This is a genomic window from Rathayibacter sp. AY1F3 (assembly GCF_002931975.1).
Taxonomy (GTDB): Bacteria; Actinomycetota; Actinomycetes; order Actinomycetales; family Microbacteriaceae; genus Rathayibacter.
On sequence record NZ_PSVF01000001.1, the window covers coordinates 170881 to 187161 of the forward strand.

A 16281-nucleotide genomic window follows, 5' to 3' on the forward strand; every position below is an offset into this window, starting at 1 on the left:
CGGCTCACTCTCCTCTTGGGGACCAACGGGCGGCGAGCCCGCCCGGACCGCTGGAGATGAGACCCGACGCTCGACGGGTGCCGCGTCGCCGGATCCTGCGGACTCGCGTCCGCATCCGTTCGGCCGACGACATCTCCGCCCTGACCGCGGACGTCGCGACCCGCACCGGCGCACTCTACGCGCTTCTGGTACCGGTGTCCGCTGAGGAGACCGAGGCGGCGCGGAGGGCGGTGCCACCGCAGGAGAACCGCCGTTGTGGTCGCGGAGCGGATCCAGGACCACCTGCCGGTTCGGTCGCCCGCTACTCGCTCAGATGCCTCCGGAAACGCCGAAGGCGGCTCCCCCGAAGGGGAACCGCCTTCTGCGTGGTGGGGGGCCTGGACTAGAAGTCCATGCCTCCGGTGGGGTCGCCGCCCGCGGCGACCGGGTTCTTCTCGGGCTTGTCGGCGACGACGGCCTCCGTGGTGAGGAAGAGACCGGCGATCGACGCCGCGTTCTGCAGAGCGGAGCGCGTGACCTTGACCGGGTCGATGATGCCCGCGGCGATGAGGTCGACGTACTCGCCGGTCGCGGCGTTGAGGCCGTGTCCGGTGGGCAGCTCGCGGACCTTCGCAGCGACGACGCCGGGCTCCATGCCCGCGTTGAGGGCGATCTGCTTGAGCGGGGCGTCGATGGCGACCTTGACGATGTTCGCGCCGGTCGCCTCGTCTCCGACGAGCTCGAGCTTCTCGAAGGCGAGCTTGCCGGCCTGGATGAGGGCGACGCCACCACCGGCGACGATGCCCTCCTCGACGGCGGCCTTCGCGTTGCGGACGGCGTCCTCGATGCGGTGCTTGCGCTCCTTGAGCTCGACCTCGGTCGCCGCCCCGGCCTTGATGACCGCGACGCCGCCGGCGAGCTTCGCGAGGCGCTCCTGGAGCTTCTCGCGGTCGTAGTCGCTGTCGGTGTTCTCGATCTCGCCGCGGATCTGCGCGACGCGACCGGCGATGGCCTCGGCATCGCCGGCACCCTCGACGATCGTGGTCTCGTCCTTGGTGATGACGACCTTGCGGGCCGAGCCGAGCAGGTCGAGGGTGACGTTCTCGAGCTTGAGGCCGACCTCCTCGGAGATGACCTGGCCGCCGGTGAGGATCGCGATGTCCTGGAGCTGCGCCTTGCGACGGTCGCCGAAGCCGGGGGCCTTGACGGCGACCGACTTGAAGATGCCGCGGATCTTGTTGACGACCAGGGTCGCCAGCGCCTCGCCGTCGACGTCCTCGGCGATGATCAGCAGCTGCTTGCCCGCCTGGATCACCTTGTCGACGACCGGGAGCAGGTCCTTGATGTTCGAGACCTTGGAGTTGACGATGAGGATGTAGGGGTCCTCGAACACCGCCTCCTGGCGGTCGGGGTCGGTCACGAAGTACTGCGACAGGTAGCCCTTGTCGAAGCGCATGCCCTCGGTGAGCTCGAGCTCGGTGCCGAAGGTGTTCGACTCCTCGACGGTGACGACGCCCTCCTTGCCGACCTTGTCGATCGCCTCGGCGATGATCGCGCCGATCTCGGGGTCCGCGGCGGAGATGGAGGCGGTCGCCGCGATCTCCTCCTTGGTCTCGATCGCCTTCGCGCCGGCGATGAGCTCGGCGGTGACGGCCTTGACGGCCTTCTCGATGCCCTTCTTGAGGCTGATCGGGTCGGCGCCGGCCGCGACGTTGCGCAGGCCCTCGCGGACGAGCGCCTGAGCGAGGACGGTCGCGGTGGTGGTTCCGTCGCCGGCGACGTCGTCGGTCTTCTTGGCGACCTCCTTGACGAGCTCGGCGCCGATCTTCTCGTACGGCTCGTCGAGCTCGATCTCCTTGGCGATGGAGACGCCGTCGTTCGTGATGGTGGGAGCGCCCCACTTCTTCTCGAGGACGACGTTGCGGCCGCGCGGGCCGAGGGTCACCTTGACCGCGTCGGCCAGAGTGTTGAGTCCACGCTCGAGGCCGCGGCGGGCTTCTTCGTCAAAAGCAATGATCTTGGCCATGTGTGTTTCTCGTCCCTCCCGGACGTCGTGAAATGTCTGTGCTGGCACTCGACCGGAGCGAGTGCCAAGGTCGATTCTGGCACTCGCGGTGGACGAGTGCAAGCGACCGGCACGCGCTCCGACACGAAGGAGCCGCCGCCCGCACGAGGCGGACGACGGCTCCCGGGAGGCTCGGCGGTCAGGCCGGGCGGACCGATTCGGCCTGGGGGCCCTTCGACCCCGTGCCGACCTCGAACGCGACCTGCTGCCCCTCCTCGAGGACCTTGTACCCCGACATGTCGATCGCGGAGTAGTGGACGAAGACGTCCTGTCCGCCGCCGTCGACCGTGATGAAGCCGTAGCCCTTCTCAGCGTTGAACCACTTGACGGTTCCGTTCGCCATCTCTGTACTCCCCAGTGCTGTGATGCCCGCGGCACGAGCGATGTGCTGGTGCCTGGTCAGGAATACTAATCCGGCTATCGGCCCCGGGAGGGGCTGGAAAGGGCCTCGCGGGGAAGAGTTGCCCGGGATTCAACACGGAGGAAACGTGCCCGTAACAGAGGGCCCCGATCAGCCCTGCTCGGAGGCGTAATCGGCCCCCAGGACCACGACGACGGAGCCCGTCTCGACGAAGTCCTGCGAGAGCAGGACCGTCCCCGTTCCGAGCGAGTCGACGAGACCGAGGGCCGCTCCCTCGAGCGCCGGGTCGGTGTAGTAGACGGTCGTGGCGGCGATGTCCTCGGTGTTCGCGTTCGCGACGGTCGGGACGCTCCATCCGGCCGTCGTCAGGGCGTCGCCGGCGCTGGCGGCGAGTCCGACGGTGGCGGTGCCGTTGAGGACGGCGACGGCGAGATCGGGATCGAGCGTCGCGGAGGCGGTCGGGGTCGCCTCCGCGGTCGCGGTCGGCGGAGTGAAGACGTCCGTGAACTGCACCCGGTCGTCGATGACCAGCAGCCCGATGAAGCCGAGCAGGACGATGACTCCGGTGGCGAGCGCGGCCCAGGCGAGGGCGACCGCGCGGGCGTGAGGGGCCGGCGGCCGACGGTGGGCGCCGACGCGCGCCTCCGTCGCCGGGACCTCGTCGAAGCGGTCTCTCGGGTGCGTGTTCGACATCGGGGGTACGGCCGGCCTTCCGTTGGTGGACTCGAGCAGCTCGTCTACTCGAGGCGCCCGAGGCGTCGCGAGGCGCGGGCGCCGGCGCGCTGGTCGCGGATGCGCTGCAGCCGCGTGACGAGCATCGGGTCGTGCGCGAGGGCGGCCGGAGAGGCGAGCACCGCGCTGAGCACCTGATAGTAGCGGGCGGCCGACAGTCCGAACTGGGAGCGGATCGCGTCGTCCTTGTCCCCGGAGCGGGCCGTCCACTCGCGCTCGAAGGCGAGCACCCGCAGCTCGCGCTCGGACAGACCGGTGCACGGTCTCGGGTCCGTCGTCCTGCTCATTCCTCCAAGGTAGGCAGGCCCACGGCCACCGCCGGGGAGGCGCTCCGAACACCTCGTGACCGTGTCGCGGCATGGAGGCGGGGAGTCTCCTCCACAGCCCGCGGAGGCGGAATGGAGCCGTCGCCCCGGGGGTTGGACCAGGTGGAGGGGCGCGACCGCCCCCGTACACTGACGAGGATTCCGAGGGAGACCCATGTCGTCGTATTCCGTGAACAAGTCCGACGCCGAGTGGCGCGAGGAGCTCGACCGCGACCAGTACGCGGTCCTGCGCGAAGCGGCCACCGAGCGCCCGTGGACCGGCGAGCTGCTCGACGAGCACCGCTCCGGCCTCTACACCTGTGCCGCCTGCAGCGCCGAGCTCTTCAAGAGCGGCACCAAGTTCGACTCCGGCTGCGGCTGGCCGAGCTTCTACGAGTCCGTGAAGCCGGACGCGGTCCAGCTGATCGAGGACAGCACCCTCGGCATGGTCCGCACCGAGGTCCGCTGCGCGAACTGCGGATCCCACCTGGGACACGTCTTCCCCGACGGCTTCGGCACGCCCACCGGCGACCGCTACTGCATGAACTCGATCGCCCTGAACTTCCAGGCCGAGGGCGAGTGACCGTGTCCTCCTCCCCCGTGCTCGAGGCCGTCCTCGCGCGCCGATCGCGCTCGAAGGTGACGCCGGAGGCTCCGGGGCACGACGAGATCGCGGCGTTCGTCTCGGCGGCGTCGCGTCTCGCCGATCACAGCTCGCTGCGCCCGTGGCGGGTCATCGAGATCCGCGGCGCCGCCCGCGACCGGGTCGGCCGCAGCTTCGCGGTCGCCTCGGGGGCGAAGAAGGACCCGCGGAAGTACATCGAGAAGACGCACCGCGCCTCCCTGCTGCTGGCCGTCGTGGTCAGCGTCAAGAAGTCGAAGGTGCCGGCCTGGGAGCAGGAGGCCGTCGCCTCGGGCGTCGCCCACCTCCTGAGCCTGCTGCTCGACGAGGCGGGCTGGGGCGTCTTCTGGCGCACCGGCTCCTACACGCGCGACAAGGCCGTGCGGAAGGCGCATCGCCTCGAGAAGGGCGAGGAGCTGCTCGGCTGGCTCTACGTCGGCCGTCCCGACGGGAAGATCGGCGGCCCCAAGCGGCCCGCTCCCGCCGAGCGGCACCTCAGCATCCTCGAGCCGTGAGACGCGGCGGGCCCGGATCCGGCCGGATCCGGGCCCGCGATAGGGTTGCCGGGCGCGCGAGCGCACCTGCCGACGTGGCGCAATTGGTAGCGCACCCGACTTGTAATCGGGCGGTTACGGGTTCAAGTCCCGTCGTCGGCTCAGGAGAGAAGAAGGCCCCGACCGCTGCGTGCGGTCGGGGCCTTCTGCATGAGCGGGGCTCCTGCGCGTCCGCGGCTCAGCCCGCGGCGGCCGGAGTCGGCTCGGAGGAGGCCGGAGCCTCGGTGGAGACCGGGGAGTCGCCGGGAGCGGGGGTCTCGGTCGACGCGGGGGTCTCGGTCGACGCGGGCGTCTCGGTCGAGGCGGGCGTGTCACTCGGCGCCGGGGTCTCGGAGGAGGTGGGCGCGGGAGTCGCCGACGAGTAGGAGTCGGCGGCGGCCGAGAGCACGAAGGAGCTGAAGGCGTCCGGGTCGGTCAGCGAGCCCGAGTACGCCTCGCCGTTGACCAGGACGGTCGGGGTGCCCGTGACAGCGGGCACGTCCGTGCCGGGCAGCGGACCCGAGGTGGCGCGCTCGGTCGCGGCGCGGACCCAGCTCACGAAGCTCTGGTCGTCGATGCAGGTGTTCACGGCCGCCGTGTCCTCGACGCCGGCCTGCGAGGCGTAGTCCTTCAACTGGTCGTCCGAGAGTCCGTCGGTCCCCTCCGCCGGCTGGTTGGCGAACAGCAGGGAGTTGAAGTCGAAGAACGAGTCGGGCGAGCGGTCCGCAACGCACGCGGCGGCGTTGGCCGAGCGCTCCGAGTACTTGGTTCCGTTGGAGCGGGTCGTGAGGATGGCGATCGGGTGGATCTCGACCGTCGCGGCACCGCTGGTCACCCACTCCTTGATCTGGTCGCCGTTGGTCTTCTCGAACTGGCCGCAGTAGGGGCAGAGGTAGTCGAGGTAGACCCGGATGTCGACCGTGCCGGCCGAGGTGTCGAGCGCGCTGGGGGTGGGCGTCCCGTCGGCGGCGACGGCACCGCTCGTCTGCGCGACCATGTTCTCGCCGATGACGACACCGTCGCTCGCCATGTTCGCCGGGCCCGGGCCCGCGGGGCGGATGCTCGAGGTGACGGCGAAGACCACGATCACGACGACCGCGATCACGACGGCGGCGAGCCCGCCCTGCAGGGCGAAGCGGCTCACGCGGTCGCGGCGCTTCTGCTGCTCGCGCAGGCGGCGCGCCTTCTCTCGGGCGGCCTCTCGTCGCTGGTTCTTCGAGAGACGGTCGTTGGCTCCGCCGGTGGTCATGACAAGAACGCTCCGAATGAGAGAGGGGGAAGAAGGGGGTCGCCGGGCGCGACTCGCCGGAATCCTACGCGCGAGCCCTGGGAAACCTCCAAACGACGGATACGCGGTGCCCGACCGACGACTGTCGGCCCCGTGGCATACTGTGACGGTTGGTCGGAGTCGCCCACGCGATGATGACCATCACTTCCATTCACTCGGATCGTCCGGCACGTACCTGCCGGTGAAGGAGCAAGAACAATGGCGTCCGTAACTTTCGACCACGCGTCCCGCGTCTACCCCGGGGCCACTCGCGCCTCCGTCGACAAGCTCAACCTCGAGGTGGGCGACGGCGAGTTCCTCGTCCTCGTCGGCCCATCCGGCTGCGGCAAGTCCACCTCCCTGCGCATGCTCGCCGGCCTCGAAGAGGTCAACGAGGGCCGCATCCTCATCGGCGACCGCAACGTCACGGACGTTCCGCCGAAGGACCGCGACATCGCGATGGTCTTCCAGAACTACGCGCTGTACCCGCACATGTCGGTCGCCGAGAACATGGGCTTCGCGCTCAAGATCGCCGGCGTCAACAAGGACGAGCGCGCCGCGCGGGTCCTCGAGGCCGCGAAGATGCTCGACCTCGAGCCCTACCTGAACCGCAAGCCGAAGGCGCTCTCCGGTGGCCAGCGCCAGCGCGTCGCGATGGGCCGCGCCATCGTCCGCAAGCCCCAGGTGTTCCTCATGGACGAGCCGCTGTCGAACCTCGACGCCAAGCTCCGCGTGTCCACCCGCACCCAGATCGGCACGCTCCAGCGCCGCCTGGGCATCACCACGGTCTACGTCACCCACGACCAGACCGAGGCGCTCACCATGGGCGACCGCATCGCGGTCCTCAAGGACGGCCTCCTCCAGCAGGTCGGCTCGCCCCGCGACCTGTACGAGAACCCGAACAACGTCTTCGTGGCCGGCTTCATCGGCTCGCCCGCGATGAACCTGTTCCACGCGGACGTCACCGACGGCGGCGTCAAGTTCGGCGACACCGTTCTCCCGATCGCCCGCGAGGCGCTCGCGAAGACGAGCCAGAAGGTCGTCACGCTCGGCGTGCGCCCCGAGGACGTCACCGTCTCGACCCAGCCCGGCGGACTGCCGATCGAGGTCGACCTCATCGAGGAGCTCGGCTCGGACGGCTACCTCTACGGCCACACCGAGGTCGAGGGCCGCCGCACCGACATCGTCGCGCGCGTCGACGGCCGCGTGCACCCGACCGCGGGCGACCGCGTGTACGTGACCGCGAACCACCGCGTGCACATCTTCGACGCGGAGTCGGGCGAGCGCCTCTCCTGAGCCTCCTCCTGCACCGCACGCTGCCGCCGTCCCCTCCAGGGCGGCGGCAGCGTCGTCTGCGGCTCCCCCACCGTCCGACACGCGACACGAACGGCGCACCATGTCCGGCTCCCTGAACATCACCTCGGCCACCGTCGACCCGGCCCTGCTCGACCTGCCGTGGAACCTGCGGCTCGACGACTGGCCCGACGAGTACATCGCCGCCCTGCCGAAGGGCATCTCGCGGCACACGGTCCGCTTCGCCCACCTCTCCGGGCACGTCGTCGCCGTCAAGGAGACGACCGCCGAGATGTCGCGGCGCGAGTACGAGATGCTGAAGACGCTGCAGCGCCTCGACGTGCCGTGCGTGGTTCCGGGCGCGGTGATCACGAACCGCACCGACGACGAGGGCGAGGCCCTGCCCGCCGTGCTCGTCACCCGTCACCTCAAGTTCTCGCTCCCCTACCGGGCGCTCTTCTCGCAGACGCTGCGGCCGGACACGGCGACCCGTCTGGTCGACGCGCTGGCGCTCCTCCTGGTCCGCCTGCACGTGATCGGCTTCTTCTGGGGCGACGTCTCGCTCTCGAACACTCTCTTCCGGCGCGATGCCGGCGCCTTCGCCGCCTACCTGGTCGATGCGGAGACCGGGCAGCTCTACTCGGGCGGCCTCTCGAACGGCCAGCGCGAGAACGATCTGGAGATCGCCCGCGTCAACATCGCCGGCGAGCTGCTCGACCTCGAGGCCGGCGGTCGCGTCGACGACGACCTCGATCCGATCACGGTCTCCGACGGCATCGTCGCGGCGTACCGCAGCCTCTGGAAGGAGCTGACCGGTGCCGAGTCGTTCGCGACGTCGGAGCGCTGGCGGATCAACGACCGCGTGAACCGGCTGAACGAGCTGGGCTTCGACATCGAGGAGCTCGCGATCAAGACCGACGAGGCCGGGTCCACGGTGCGGATCCAGCCGAAGGTGGTCGACGCCGGCCACCATCAGCGGCGGCTGCTCCGTCTCACCGGGCTGGACGCGCAGGAGAACCAGGCGCGGCGCCTGCTCAACGACCTCGACTCGTACACGGCGACCTACGACAAGCAGGGCCTGGACGAGGAGATGGTGGCGCACGAGTGGCTGGCGCAGGTGTTCGAGCCGGTCATCCGCTCGATCCCCCGCGATCTCAAGGGTCGCCTGGAGCCGGCCGAGATGTTCCACCAGCTGCTCGAGCACCGCTGGTTCATGTCGCAGCAGCAGGCGCGCGACGTCCCCCTGGCGGAGGCGGTCACCGCCTACGTGAACGACATCCTGCGTCACCGCCGCGACGAGGCGACGGTCATCGCTCCTCCCACCGAGGCGCTGACCCTCCCGAACCTCGTCCTCGACGAGTCCGGCGACGCCGAGCTCACCGACGAGGACGCCGACGTCGACTGGACCAAGAACGTCTGACCCCCCCCACCGCAAGAGGGCCCGCGCTGTCAGCACGGGCCCTCTTCGCATTCCCCCCGGCTCGCTCGCCACAGGCGGCGCCCCGATCCGCTCGCCGCAGGCGGCGCCCCTGTCCGCTCGCCGAAGGCGGCGCCCCTGACATCCAGACCTGGAGCGCGGGTGCCGGCGCGGTGAGCTGCAAGGCGGAGGAGGAAGCGATACCGGCGGTATCGCGCCCGACGACAACGCCGCAGATCGCCGTGCCGGCGCTCGCGCTGTGAGCTGGAAGGCGGAGGAGGAAGCGATACCGGCGGTATCGCGCCCGACGACAACGCCGCAGATCGCCGTGCCGGCGCCCGCGCTACTCGGAGGCGGAGCGGAGTTTGGAGATCTCGTAGAGCGCGACCGACGCCGCGATCCCGGCGTTGAGGGATTCGGTGGCGGAGCTGATCGGGATGGAGACGACGGCGTCGCACTGCTCGGTGACGAGGCGGGAGAGGCCCTTGCCCTCGCTGCCGACGACGACGAGGAGCGGCCGGTCGGCGAGTTCGAGGCCGGGCAGCATCACGTCGCCGTCGCCGTCGAGTCCGATGACGAAGACGCCGGCGCGCTTGAAGTCCTTGATCATGGCGGTGAGGTTGGACGCCATCGCGACGGGGATGCGTGCGGCGGCTCCGGCGGAGGTCTTCCAGGCGGCGGAGTTGAGGCCCACGGAGCGGCGCTGCGGGACGATGACGCCCTGGCCGCCGAACGCGGCGACGGAGCGGATGATCGCTCCGAGGTTGCGCGGGTCGGTGATGCCGTCGAGGGCGACGAGGAGGGGGACCGCTCCGCGGGAGACGCTGCGCTCGAGCAGGTCGCTCGGGTGGGCGTACTCGTAGGGCGGCACCTTCAGCACGAGGCCCTGGTGCACGGAGTCGGGGCCGGCGAGGCGGTCGAGCTCCGGGCGCATGACCTCGAGCACGGGAAGGCCGCGGGCGGTGGCGATCTTGAGCGCCTCCTTGACCCGGTCGTCCATCTCGATGCGGGTCGCGAGGTAGAGGGTGGTGGCCGGGATGCTGGCGCGCAGCGCCTCGAGGACCGAGTTCCGGCCCGTCACCATCTCGAAGTCGTCGCCGCTCTTGGGCTTGCGCGACGGGGCGGGGCGCCCCTGTCCGCGGGCGGCCGCGGAGAGGGCTCCGCCGGGACGGCCCTTTCCGCCGGCGGCGACGAACCGCTCGCGCGCGAGCTTCGCCTTGCCTGCGGGGTGGTAGGGCCGGTCCTCGGCCTTGGGCGTGGGCTTCTTGCCCTCGAGGGCCTGACGGCCCTGACCGCCGGAACCGACGGCCTTGCCCTTGCTCTTCTTTCGGACCGCTCCGGGGCGGCCGGGCTTATTCGCCATCGAGACTCCAATGCGCACCCGTCTGGGTGTCTTCGATCGTGATTCCCGCCGCGGCGAGATCGGTTCGGATGCGGTCGGCGCTCGCCCAGTCGCGCTGCTCGCGCGCGGTCTGGCGTTCGGCGACCAGGCGGTCGACCAGCACGCTGAGCGCGCGGTACGAGGGTTCGTCGTCGGAGCGCGCCCACTCGGGCGCCTCCGGGTCGATGCCGAGCACGGCCGCCATCGCGAGCACCTGGGTGCGCAGGGCCGAGACGGAGCCGAGGTCCTCGGCGTCGAGGGCGGCGTTGCCGGCGCGCACGGTCTCGTGCAGGACGCCGATGGCCTGCGGGACGGACAGGTCGTCGTCCATCGCCTCGGCGAACTCCTCCGGGACCACCGGCTCGCCGAGCGCGGCGAACCGCGTGCCGTCGAGGCGGCGGCGGGAGCGCTCGAGGAAGCCCTCGATCCGCTCCAGCGCCGCTTCGGCCTCCTCGAGGGCTCCGTCGTGGAACTCGAGGGTGGAGCGGTAGTGGGCCGAGCCGAGGTAGTAGCGGACGACGAGCGGGCGGGCCGCTTCGAGCAGCTCGGAGGCGAACACCGAGTTGCCGAGCGACTTGCTCATCTTCTGGCCGGTGACGGACACGAGGCCGTTGTGCAGCCAGTAGCTGGCGAAGGCGTGGCCGGCGGCGCTGGACTGGGCGAGCTCGTTCTCGTGGTGGGGGAAGCGCAGGTCGAGCCCGCCGCCGTGGATGTCGAACTGGGTGCCGAGGTACTTCGTCGACATCGCGGAGCACTCGATGTGCCAGCCGGGGCGGCCGGCGCCCCACGGCGAGGCCCAGGCGGCCGACTCGGGCTCCTCCGGCTTGGCGCCCTTCCAGAGAGCGAAGTCGTGCGGGTCGCGCTTGCCGCGCGGGTCGGCGTCGGTCGCCGCCTCCATGCTCTCGAGGCGCTGGTGGGTGAGCGAGCCGTAGTCCGGCCAGGACCGCGTGTCGAAGTAGACGTCGCCGGAGTCGTCGGGCGCCGGGTAGGCGTGACCGCGCTCGATCAGGGTCTGGATGAGGGTGATCATCTCGGCGATGCTCGCGGTCGCGCGCGGCTCGTAGGTCGGCGGGAGGATGCCGAGGGCCGTGTACGCGGCGGTGAACTCGAGCTCGACGCGGTAGGCGAGCGCCCACCACTGCTCGACCGGCGCACCCTCGGGCACCCGACGCCGCGCGTCCTCGGCGATGGCGAGGATCTTGTCGTCGATGTCGGTGACGTTGCGCACCAGGGTGACCTGGAAGCCGCGGTACGCCAGCCAGCGGCGCAGCTGGTCGTAGGCGAGGGCGGAGCGCAGGTGCCCGATGTGGGGCGAGGACTGCACGGTGGGTCCGCAGACGTACATCCCGACCTCGTTCTCGCGGAGGGGGACGAAATCGACGAGGGCCTGGGCCTTCGAGTCATGCAGTCGCAGAGTCACGCGGGCGAGTTTACCGGGCGGACCGCTCCCGGCCGGGTCGGCGGCTCCGCCCGGGGACTACCGGGCGACAGCGGGGGCGGGGAGGACGAGTGCCGTCGCGGTCGCGGCGACCCCTTCGCCCCGGCCGGTGAAGCCCAGCGCGTCCGAGGTGGTGGCGGCGACGCTGACCGGTGCGCCGAGCAGCTCCGAGAGCAGCCTCTGCGCCTCTTCGCGCCGCGGCGAGAACTTCGGGCGGTTGCCGATGAGCTGCACCGAGACGTTGCCGATGGCGAAGCCGGCGGCCTCCACCAGCTCGCGGGTCGCGCGGAGGAAGACCTCGCCGTGGGCGTCCGCGAAGCGCGGGTCGGCCGTGCCGAAGCGGGAGCCGATGTCGCCGAGACCCGCCGCCGCCAGGAGCGCGTCGCAGATCGCGTGGGCGACCGGGTCGCCGTCGCTGTGCCCGGACAGGCCCCGCTCCCCCGGCCAGTGCAGCCCGGCGAGCCAGAGCGGCGACGCGTCGTCGAAGGCGTGCACGTCCGTGCCGATGCCGACGCGCGGCACGACGACGACGGGCGGCGGTGCGAGCACCTGCTCGGCGCGGGCCAGGTCCCAGGGGGTGGTGATCTTGAAGGCGAGCGGGTCGCCGGCGACGACGATCGAGGGACTGCCGCGCGAGGCGAGGAGCGCCGCGTCGTCGGTGAAGTCCTCCTCCGCCGAGGCGTAGGCCTCGTCGAGGAGCGCGCGCGGGAAGCCCTGCGGCGTCTGCACCGCGGCGAGCTCGGAGCGGTCCACCGTGCCGAGGATCCCGCCGTCGGCGCGGATGCGCTTGATCGTGTCGGTGACCGGCAGACCCGGGATCACTCCGCCGCCCGTCTCCCGGACCGCCGCGATCACCCGCTCGAACTGGTCGACGGGCGTGAGGGCGCGGGCGGCGTCGTGCACGAGCACCGTCTCGACGGCTGGACCGAGCGCCCGGAGCCCTCGAGCGACCGACTCCTGGCGGCTGGCGCCTCCGGCGACGACGCTGACGGAGCCGTCCGGGGCTCCGGCGGCGTGCGTCAGAGCGGCCGTCTCCTCAAGGAGGGCGGCGGGAGCCACGACGACGATCTGGACCGGCTCCGCGAGCAGCAGCACCGTGCGCAGGCTGCGCTCGAGGATCGTCCTCCCCGCGCAGTCGACGTAGGCCTTGGGGCGCTCGCGGCCGAGCCTCGTGCCGCTGCCGGCGGCGACGACGACGACGGCCGCGGTCGGCGCGCCGGCCGGACCGTTCAGGATGCGAGGACCTCGTCGAGGAGCACGGAGGCGGCGTCCTCATCGGTCTTCTCGGCCAGGGCGAGCTCGGAGACGAGGATCTGGCGGGCCTTGGCGAGCATGCTCTTCTCTCCCGCCGAGAGGCCGCGGTCGCGGTCGCGGCGGGTGAGGTCGCGGACGACCTCGGAGACCTTGACGACGTCTCCGGACCCGAGCTTCTCGAGGTTGGCCTTGTAGCGGCGCGACCAGTTGGTCGGCTCCTCGACGACCTCGGCGCGCAGGACCTCGAACACGCGCTCGACGCCCTCGCGGCCGATGACGTCGCGGACGCCGACCAGGTCGACGTTGTCGGCGGGCACCTCGATGACGAGGTCGCCCTGCGCGACGCGGAGCTTCAGGTACGTCTTCTCCTGGCCCTTGATCGTCCGGGTCTTCACCTCGGCGATCGTGGCGGCTCCGTGATGGGGGTAGACGACCGTCTCTCCGACCTCGAACTGCATGCGACGTCCTTTCAGCGGCGGACAGATTACCATGCGCGCCGAGCAGGACGGGAGTCCGGACGGGCGGAGCCGCGGTGCTCGCTACGCTAGCCTGGTGTCGGCTCGTGCACAGTGAAGTCGCCCTGTCCGGGGCGAGCGGGGCCGACGATCTGGAGGTTCCTGTGAAGGCGCGTATCGCTGCATCCGTCGTTCTCGCGGTCGGCGTCGCCCTCGCTACCGCCGGCTGCAACCTCGTCGCCCCGCAGGCGACGCGCAAGATCTACGACCCGAGCGACGGAGTCGGCGCGACGATCGGCGATCTCGCCATCCGCAACGCGATGATCGTCTCGGACGACGGCGAGGCCGGCACCCTGATCGTGACGCTCGTGAACTCCACCGATGAGGCGCTGAGCGTCGAGGTGCAGTACGAGGGCTCCGCGGGCCGCACCAGCGACACCGTCGACGCCGTCCCCGGCCGTACCGAGGTCCGCCCCGACAGCACCGAGGCCGTCCAGATGGATGACATCGACACGATCCCCGGCGGCCTGCTCCCCGTCTACTTCCAGTACGGCTCCGAGCAGGGCAAGGAGCTCCTCGTCCCCGTCCTGACGAACGCCCTCGAGGCCTACTCGACGCTGACCCCCGCGCCCTCCGCGACGCCGACCGTCACCCCGACGGCCGACCCCGCCCGGACCGCGCTCCCCACTCCCACCGCCGAGCCCGGCGTCGACGCTCCCACCGCGGAGTAGCCCCCTCCGCCCTCGAGGGCCGTCCACCCCGGTGGGCGGCCCTTCGTCGTCCCCGCAGGTCACGACACACCCGCTCCGCCGGCTACTCGACCACCAGGCGGGCGACGTCCGGCTGCGCGGGTCTCGATACGCCGACCACTCGAGCACCACGCCCTGAGCGACGCCCCCGCCCGGCTCGTCGCGAAGCGACGGCCCCACCCTCGACGGCTTGTCGCGCAGCGACGGCCCCACCCTCGACGGCTCGTCGCGCAGCGACGGCCCCACCCTCGACGGCTCGTCGCGCAGCGACGGCCCCGCACCTCACCCCTCCAGCACAGGGTTGATCGCGGGTCCTGGCGGGGTGGGCTGCAAGGCGGAGGAGGGCGCGATACCAGCGGTATCGCAACCGACGACAACGCCGCAGATCGCCCCGCCAGGGCCCGCGATCAAGCGTCGAAGCGGTAGCCGAGGCCGCGGACAGTAACCAGGAGCACCGGTTCCTTCGGCGTCTTCTCGATCTTCGAGCGGATGCGCTTGACGTGGACGTCGAGGGTCTTCGTGTCGCCGAAGTAGTCGCTCCCCCAGACGCGGTCGATGAGCTGGCCGCGGGTGAGGACGCGGCCCGCGTTGCGGAGGAGCATCTCGAGGAGCTCGAACTCCTTGAGGGGCATCGGGGTCTCGACGCCGTCGACTTCGACCGTGTGGCGTTCGATGTCCATGCGGACGGGGCCGGCGACGACGATCCGCTCCTCGCCGGGCTCCTCGGTGCGGCGTCGGAGGACGGCGCGGATGCGGGCGAGCAGTTCGCGGGTGGAGTAGGGCTTGGTGACGTAGTCGTCGGCGCCGAGCTCCAGGCCGACGACGATGTCCACTTCGGAGTCCTTGGCGGTGACCATGATGATCGGGACGGAGGAGCGGGTGCGGATCTCGCGGCAGACCTCGGTGCCGGGCATGCCGGGCAGCATGAGGTCGAGGAGGATCAGGTCGTAGTCGCCCTCGTCGAAGGCGGCGACGGCGCGGTTGCCGTCCTCGGCGACGGTGACGTCGTAGCCCTCGCGTTCGAGCAGGTAGCTGAGGGGCTCGCTGAGGGCGCTCTCGTCCTCGACGAGCAGGATGCTGGTCACGCGTGTTCTCCTATCGGGGCGGTCGCCGCGAAGGGCGTCCGGGCGGGGTCGGCTTCGGGGAGCCGGATGGTGAAGGTGGAGCCGCGGCCGGGCTTGGACCAGACGCGGACGTCGCCGCCGTGGTTCTGCACGGCGTGCTTGACGATGCTGAGGCCGAGGCCGGTGCCGCCGGTGTGGCGGGAGCGGGCCTGGTCGACGCGGTAGAAGCGCTCGAACACCCGGTCGAGGTCCTCCTCCGGGATGCCGATGCCCTGGTCGGTGACGGCGATCTCGACGACTCCGCCGGTGGAGCGGACGCCGATGCCCACGCGGGAGCCGGCGGGCGAGTACTGGATGGCGTTGGCGAGGAGGTTGTGCAGCGCCGAGACGAGCATCTTCTCCTGCCCCACGACGTAGGCCTTCTTCATCCCGCCCTTGACCAGGGTGACGTCGTGCGACTCCGCCATGACGTGGGTGGTCTCGAGCGCCGCCGTGACGACGTCGTCGACGCGGATGATCTCGGCGGAGCCGGCGACGTCGGCGGCCTGGAGGCGGGAGAGCTCGATGATCTCGCGGGTGATCTTCGCGAGGCGGTGCGACTCCTGGGTCAGCCGATGCGCGAAGCGGCGCACCTGCTGGGGGTCGTCGGCGGCGGAGTCGAGGGCCTCGGCGAGCAGGCCGACGGCGCCGATCGGGGTCTTCAGCTCGTGGGAGATGTTGGCGACGAAGTCCCGGCGGACGGCCTCGAGCCGGCGCGCCTCGGTGTGGTCCTCGGCGATGACGAGGACGTAGCGGGAGCCCAGGCGGGTCGCGTGGACGACGAGCGTCACGGCGGCGTCGGAGAGCGGGCTGGTCGCGAGCTCGAGGTCCTGGACGATGTCGTCGCCGAAGCGGCGGACGCGGTCGACGATGGCGGCGAGGTCGGGGTGGAGCAGCGTGTCCTGCGAGACCAGGCCGAGCGCGACGGCGCGGGTGGACGCCTTCAGCACGTTGTGCGACGGGTCGGTCACGAAGGCGGGCGAGCCGACGGCGTCGATGATCGCCTCGATCCCCTCGGGGAGACCGACCGAGATCACGTCCTGCGCGATGCGGCCCTGGCGGGCGGCGAGCGTGAGCACGGTCGTCAGTAGGATCCCGATCGCGACACCGAGAACGAGCGACAGAACCACGATCAAGCCCGAATCCACGGACCCAGGCTAACCATCCACCGGGCGTCCCCCTACCGGACGCCCGTCGATCCTCCGGGGGTCGAGTACTGTTCAAACGCCCGGCACCGTCCGTTAACCTGCCGTGGTCATCATGACTGCGCCTGCGCCCACGGAGTGCAGTCGCAGCGGCGTGCGAGGTGCTCGCCGCAGATCCGGCG

At 71.1% G+C, this 16281-nt stretch carries 16 protein-coding genes and 1 tRNA gene; 6 read left to right on the forward strand and 11 right to left on the reverse strand.

What is annotated here, in order from left to right:
• Window positions 1–382 precede the first annotated feature (382 nt).
• The 4 genes from groL to C5C39_RS00845 all read right to left on the reverse strand — a co-directional run bounded on the left by groL (window position 383) and on the right by C5C39_RS00845 (window position 3424).
• Window positions 383–2005 carry a chaperonin GroEL gene (gene groL / locus C5C39_RS00830; protein WP_104224600.1) on the reverse strand — a complete coding sequence of 541 codons (1623 nt, stop codon included), beginning with the start codon at window positions 2003–2005 and terminating at the stop codon, window positions 383–385.
• 178 nt (window positions 2006–2183) lie between these two features.
• Window positions 2184–2387, reverse strand: coding sequence for a cold-shock protein (locus tag C5C39_RS00835; RefSeq protein WP_104224599.1), 204 nt, complete (start codon window positions 2385–2387; stop codon window positions 2184–2186).
• 168 nt (window positions 2388–2555) lie between these two features.
• Window positions 2556–3098, reverse strand: a complete 543-nt coding sequence (locus C5C39_RS00840) for a LytR C-terminal domain-containing protein (RefSeq protein WP_104352430.1) — start codon at window positions 3096–3098, stop codon at window positions 2556–2558.
• Window positions 3099–3142: 44 nt separating this feature from the next.
• Complete coding sequence (locus C5C39_RS00845; protein ID WP_104352431.1) at window positions 3143–3424, reverse strand: DUF3263 domain-containing protein; 282 nt, start codon at window positions 3422–3424, stop codon at window positions 3143–3145.
• Window positions 3425–3617: 193 nt separating this feature from the next.
• On the opposite strand from C5C39_RS00845, the gene msrB reads away from it, so the two are divergent.
• From msrB to C5C39_RS00860, 3 genes are all read left to right on the forward strand, one after another.
• On the forward strand, window positions 3618–4025 hold the full coding sequence (gene msrB, locus C5C39_RS00850; RefSeq protein WP_104352432.1) for a peptide-methionine (R)-S-oxide reductase MsrB: 408 nt from the start codon (window positions 3618–3620) through the stop codon (window positions 4023–4025).
• Complete coding sequence (locus C5C39_RS00855; RefSeq protein ID WP_104226480.1) at window positions 4022–4579, forward strand: nitroreductase family protein; 558 nt, start codon at window positions 4022–4024, stop codon at window positions 4577–4579. Before msrB ends, C5C39_RS00855 begins: the two co-directional genes overlap by 4 nt.
• Before the next feature lie 68 nt (window positions 4580–4647).
• Window positions 4648–4720 (forward strand) — tRNA-Thr (locus tag C5C39_RS00860).
• A 76-nt stretch (window positions 4721–4796) separates the two neighbouring features.
• On the opposite strand, the gene C5C39_RS00865 is transcribed toward C5C39_RS00860, so the two are convergent.
• On the reverse strand, window positions 4797–5846 hold the full coding sequence (locus C5C39_RS00865) for a thioredoxin domain-containing protein (protein WP_104352433.1): 1050 nt from the start codon (window positions 5844–5846) through the stop codon (window positions 4797–4799).
• Window positions 5847–6083: 237 nt separating this feature from the next.
• Here C5C39_RS00865 and C5C39_RS00870 point away from each other — a divergent pair, with 237 nt between their 5' ends.
• Window positions 6084–7160, forward strand: a complete 1077-nt coding sequence (locus tag C5C39_RS00870) for an ABC transporter ATP-binding protein (protein WP_104224593.1) — start codon at window positions 6084–6086, stop codon at window positions 7158–7160.
• A gap of 100 nt (window positions 7161–7260) precedes the next feature.
• Window positions 7261–8577, forward strand: coding sequence for a DUF4032 domain-containing protein (locus C5C39_RS00875; protein WP_104226481.1), 1317 nt, complete (start codon window positions 7261–7263; stop codon window positions 8575–8577).
• A gap of 340 nt (window positions 8578–8917) precedes the next feature.
• On the opposite strand, the gene rlmB is transcribed toward C5C39_RS00875, so the two are convergent.
• The 4 genes from rlmB to C5C39_RS00895 are packed head-to-tail and all read right to left on the reverse strand — an operon-like array spanning window position 8918 to window position 13105.
• Window positions 8918–9937, reverse strand: coding sequence for a 23S rRNA (guanosine(2251)-2'-O)-methyltransferase RlmB (gene rlmB / locus C5C39_RS00880; RefSeq protein ID WP_104224591.1), 1020 nt, complete (start codon window positions 9935–9937; stop codon window positions 8918–8920).
• Entirely contained in the window at window positions 9927–11375 is a 1449-nt protein-coding gene (cysS, locus tag C5C39_RS00885; RefSeq protein ID WP_104224590.1) for a cysteine--tRNA ligase, read from the reverse strand. Before cysS ends, rlmB begins: the two co-directional genes overlap by 11 nt.
• A 57-nt stretch (window positions 11376–11432) precedes the next feature.
• On the reverse strand, window positions 11433–12629 hold the full coding sequence (ispD, locus tag C5C39_RS00890; protein ID WP_104352434.1) for a 2-C-methyl-D-erythritol 4-phosphate cytidylyltransferase: 1197 nt from the start codon (window positions 12627–12629) through the stop codon (window positions 11433–11435).
• The gene (locus tag C5C39_RS00895) at window positions 12623–13105 is read right to left on the reverse strand and encodes a CarD family transcriptional regulator (protein WP_104224589.1); all 483 of its coding nucleotides are present in this window, start codon (window positions 13103–13105) and stop codon (window positions 12623–12625) included. The genes ispD and C5C39_RS00895 overlap by 7 nt, the downstream gene beginning before the upstream one ends.
• Before the next feature lie 161 nt (window positions 13106–13266).
• On the opposite strand from C5C39_RS00895, the gene C5C39_RS00900 reads away from it, so the two are divergent.
• Window positions 13267–13833, forward strand: coding sequence for a hypothetical protein (locus tag C5C39_RS00900; RefSeq protein ID WP_104224588.1), 567 nt, complete (start codon window positions 13267–13269; stop codon window positions 13831–13833).
• Window positions 13834–14258: 425 nt separating this feature from the next.
• On the opposite strand, the gene C5C39_RS00905 is transcribed toward C5C39_RS00900, so the two are convergent.
• Together C5C39_RS00905 and C5C39_RS00910 are read right to left on the reverse strand one after the other, a co-directional pair.
• Window positions 14259–14936, reverse strand: coding sequence for a response regulator transcription factor (locus C5C39_RS00905; RefSeq protein WP_104227263.1), 678 nt, complete (start codon window positions 14934–14936; stop codon window positions 14259–14261).
• Complete coding sequence (locus tag C5C39_RS00910; RefSeq protein ID WP_104224692.1) at window positions 14933–16102, reverse strand: cell wall metabolism sensor histidine kinase WalK; 1170 nt, start codon at window positions 16100–16102, stop codon at window positions 14933–14935. Before C5C39_RS00910 ends, C5C39_RS00905 begins: the two co-directional genes overlap by 4 nt.
• Window positions 16103–16281: the final 179 nt, after the last annotated feature.

Excerpts from the sequence above, each read along its gene's own strand:
- C5C39_RS00870 (WP_104224593.1), top strand. The coding sequence starts at position 6,084 with ATGGCGTCCGTAACTTTCGACCACGCGTCCCGCGTCTACCCCGGGGCC.
- groL (WP_104224600.1), bottom strand. The coding sequence starts at position 2,005 with ATGGCCAAGATCATTGCTTTTGACGAAGAAGCCCGCCGCGGCCTCGAG.
- C5C39_RS00895 (WP_104224589.1), bottom strand. The coding sequence starts at position 13,105 with ATGCAGTTCGAGGTCGGAGAGACGGTCGTCTACCCCCATCACGGAGCC.
- C5C39_RS00865 (WP_104352433.1), bottom strand. The coding sequence starts at position 5,846 with ATGACCACCGGCGGAGCCAACGACCGTCTCTCGAAGAACCAGCGACGA.
- C5C39_RS00840 (WP_104352430.1), bottom strand. The coding sequence starts at position 3,098 with ATGTCGAACACGCACCCGAGAGACCGCTTCGACGAGGTCCCGGCGACG.
- C5C39_RS00875 (WP_104226481.1), top strand. The coding sequence starts at position 7,261 with ATGTCCGGCTCCCTGAACATCACCTCGGCCACCGTCGACCCGGCCCTG.
- C5C39_RS00835 (WP_104224599.1), bottom strand. The coding sequence starts at position 2,387 with ATGGCGAACGGAACCGTCAAGTGGTTCAACGCTGAGAAGGGCTACGGC.
- C5C39_RS00845 (WP_104352431.1), bottom strand. The coding sequence starts at position 3,424 with ATGAGCAGGACGACGGACCCGAGACCGTGCACCGGTCTGTCCGAGCGC.
- msrB (WP_104352432.1), top strand. The coding sequence starts at position 3,618 with ATGTCGTCGTATTCCGTGAACAAGTCCGACGCCGAGTGGCGCGAGGAG.
- rlmB (WP_104224591.1), bottom strand. The coding sequence starts at position 9,937 with ATGGCGAATAAGCCCGGCCGCCCCGGAGCGGTCCGAAAGAAGAGCAAG.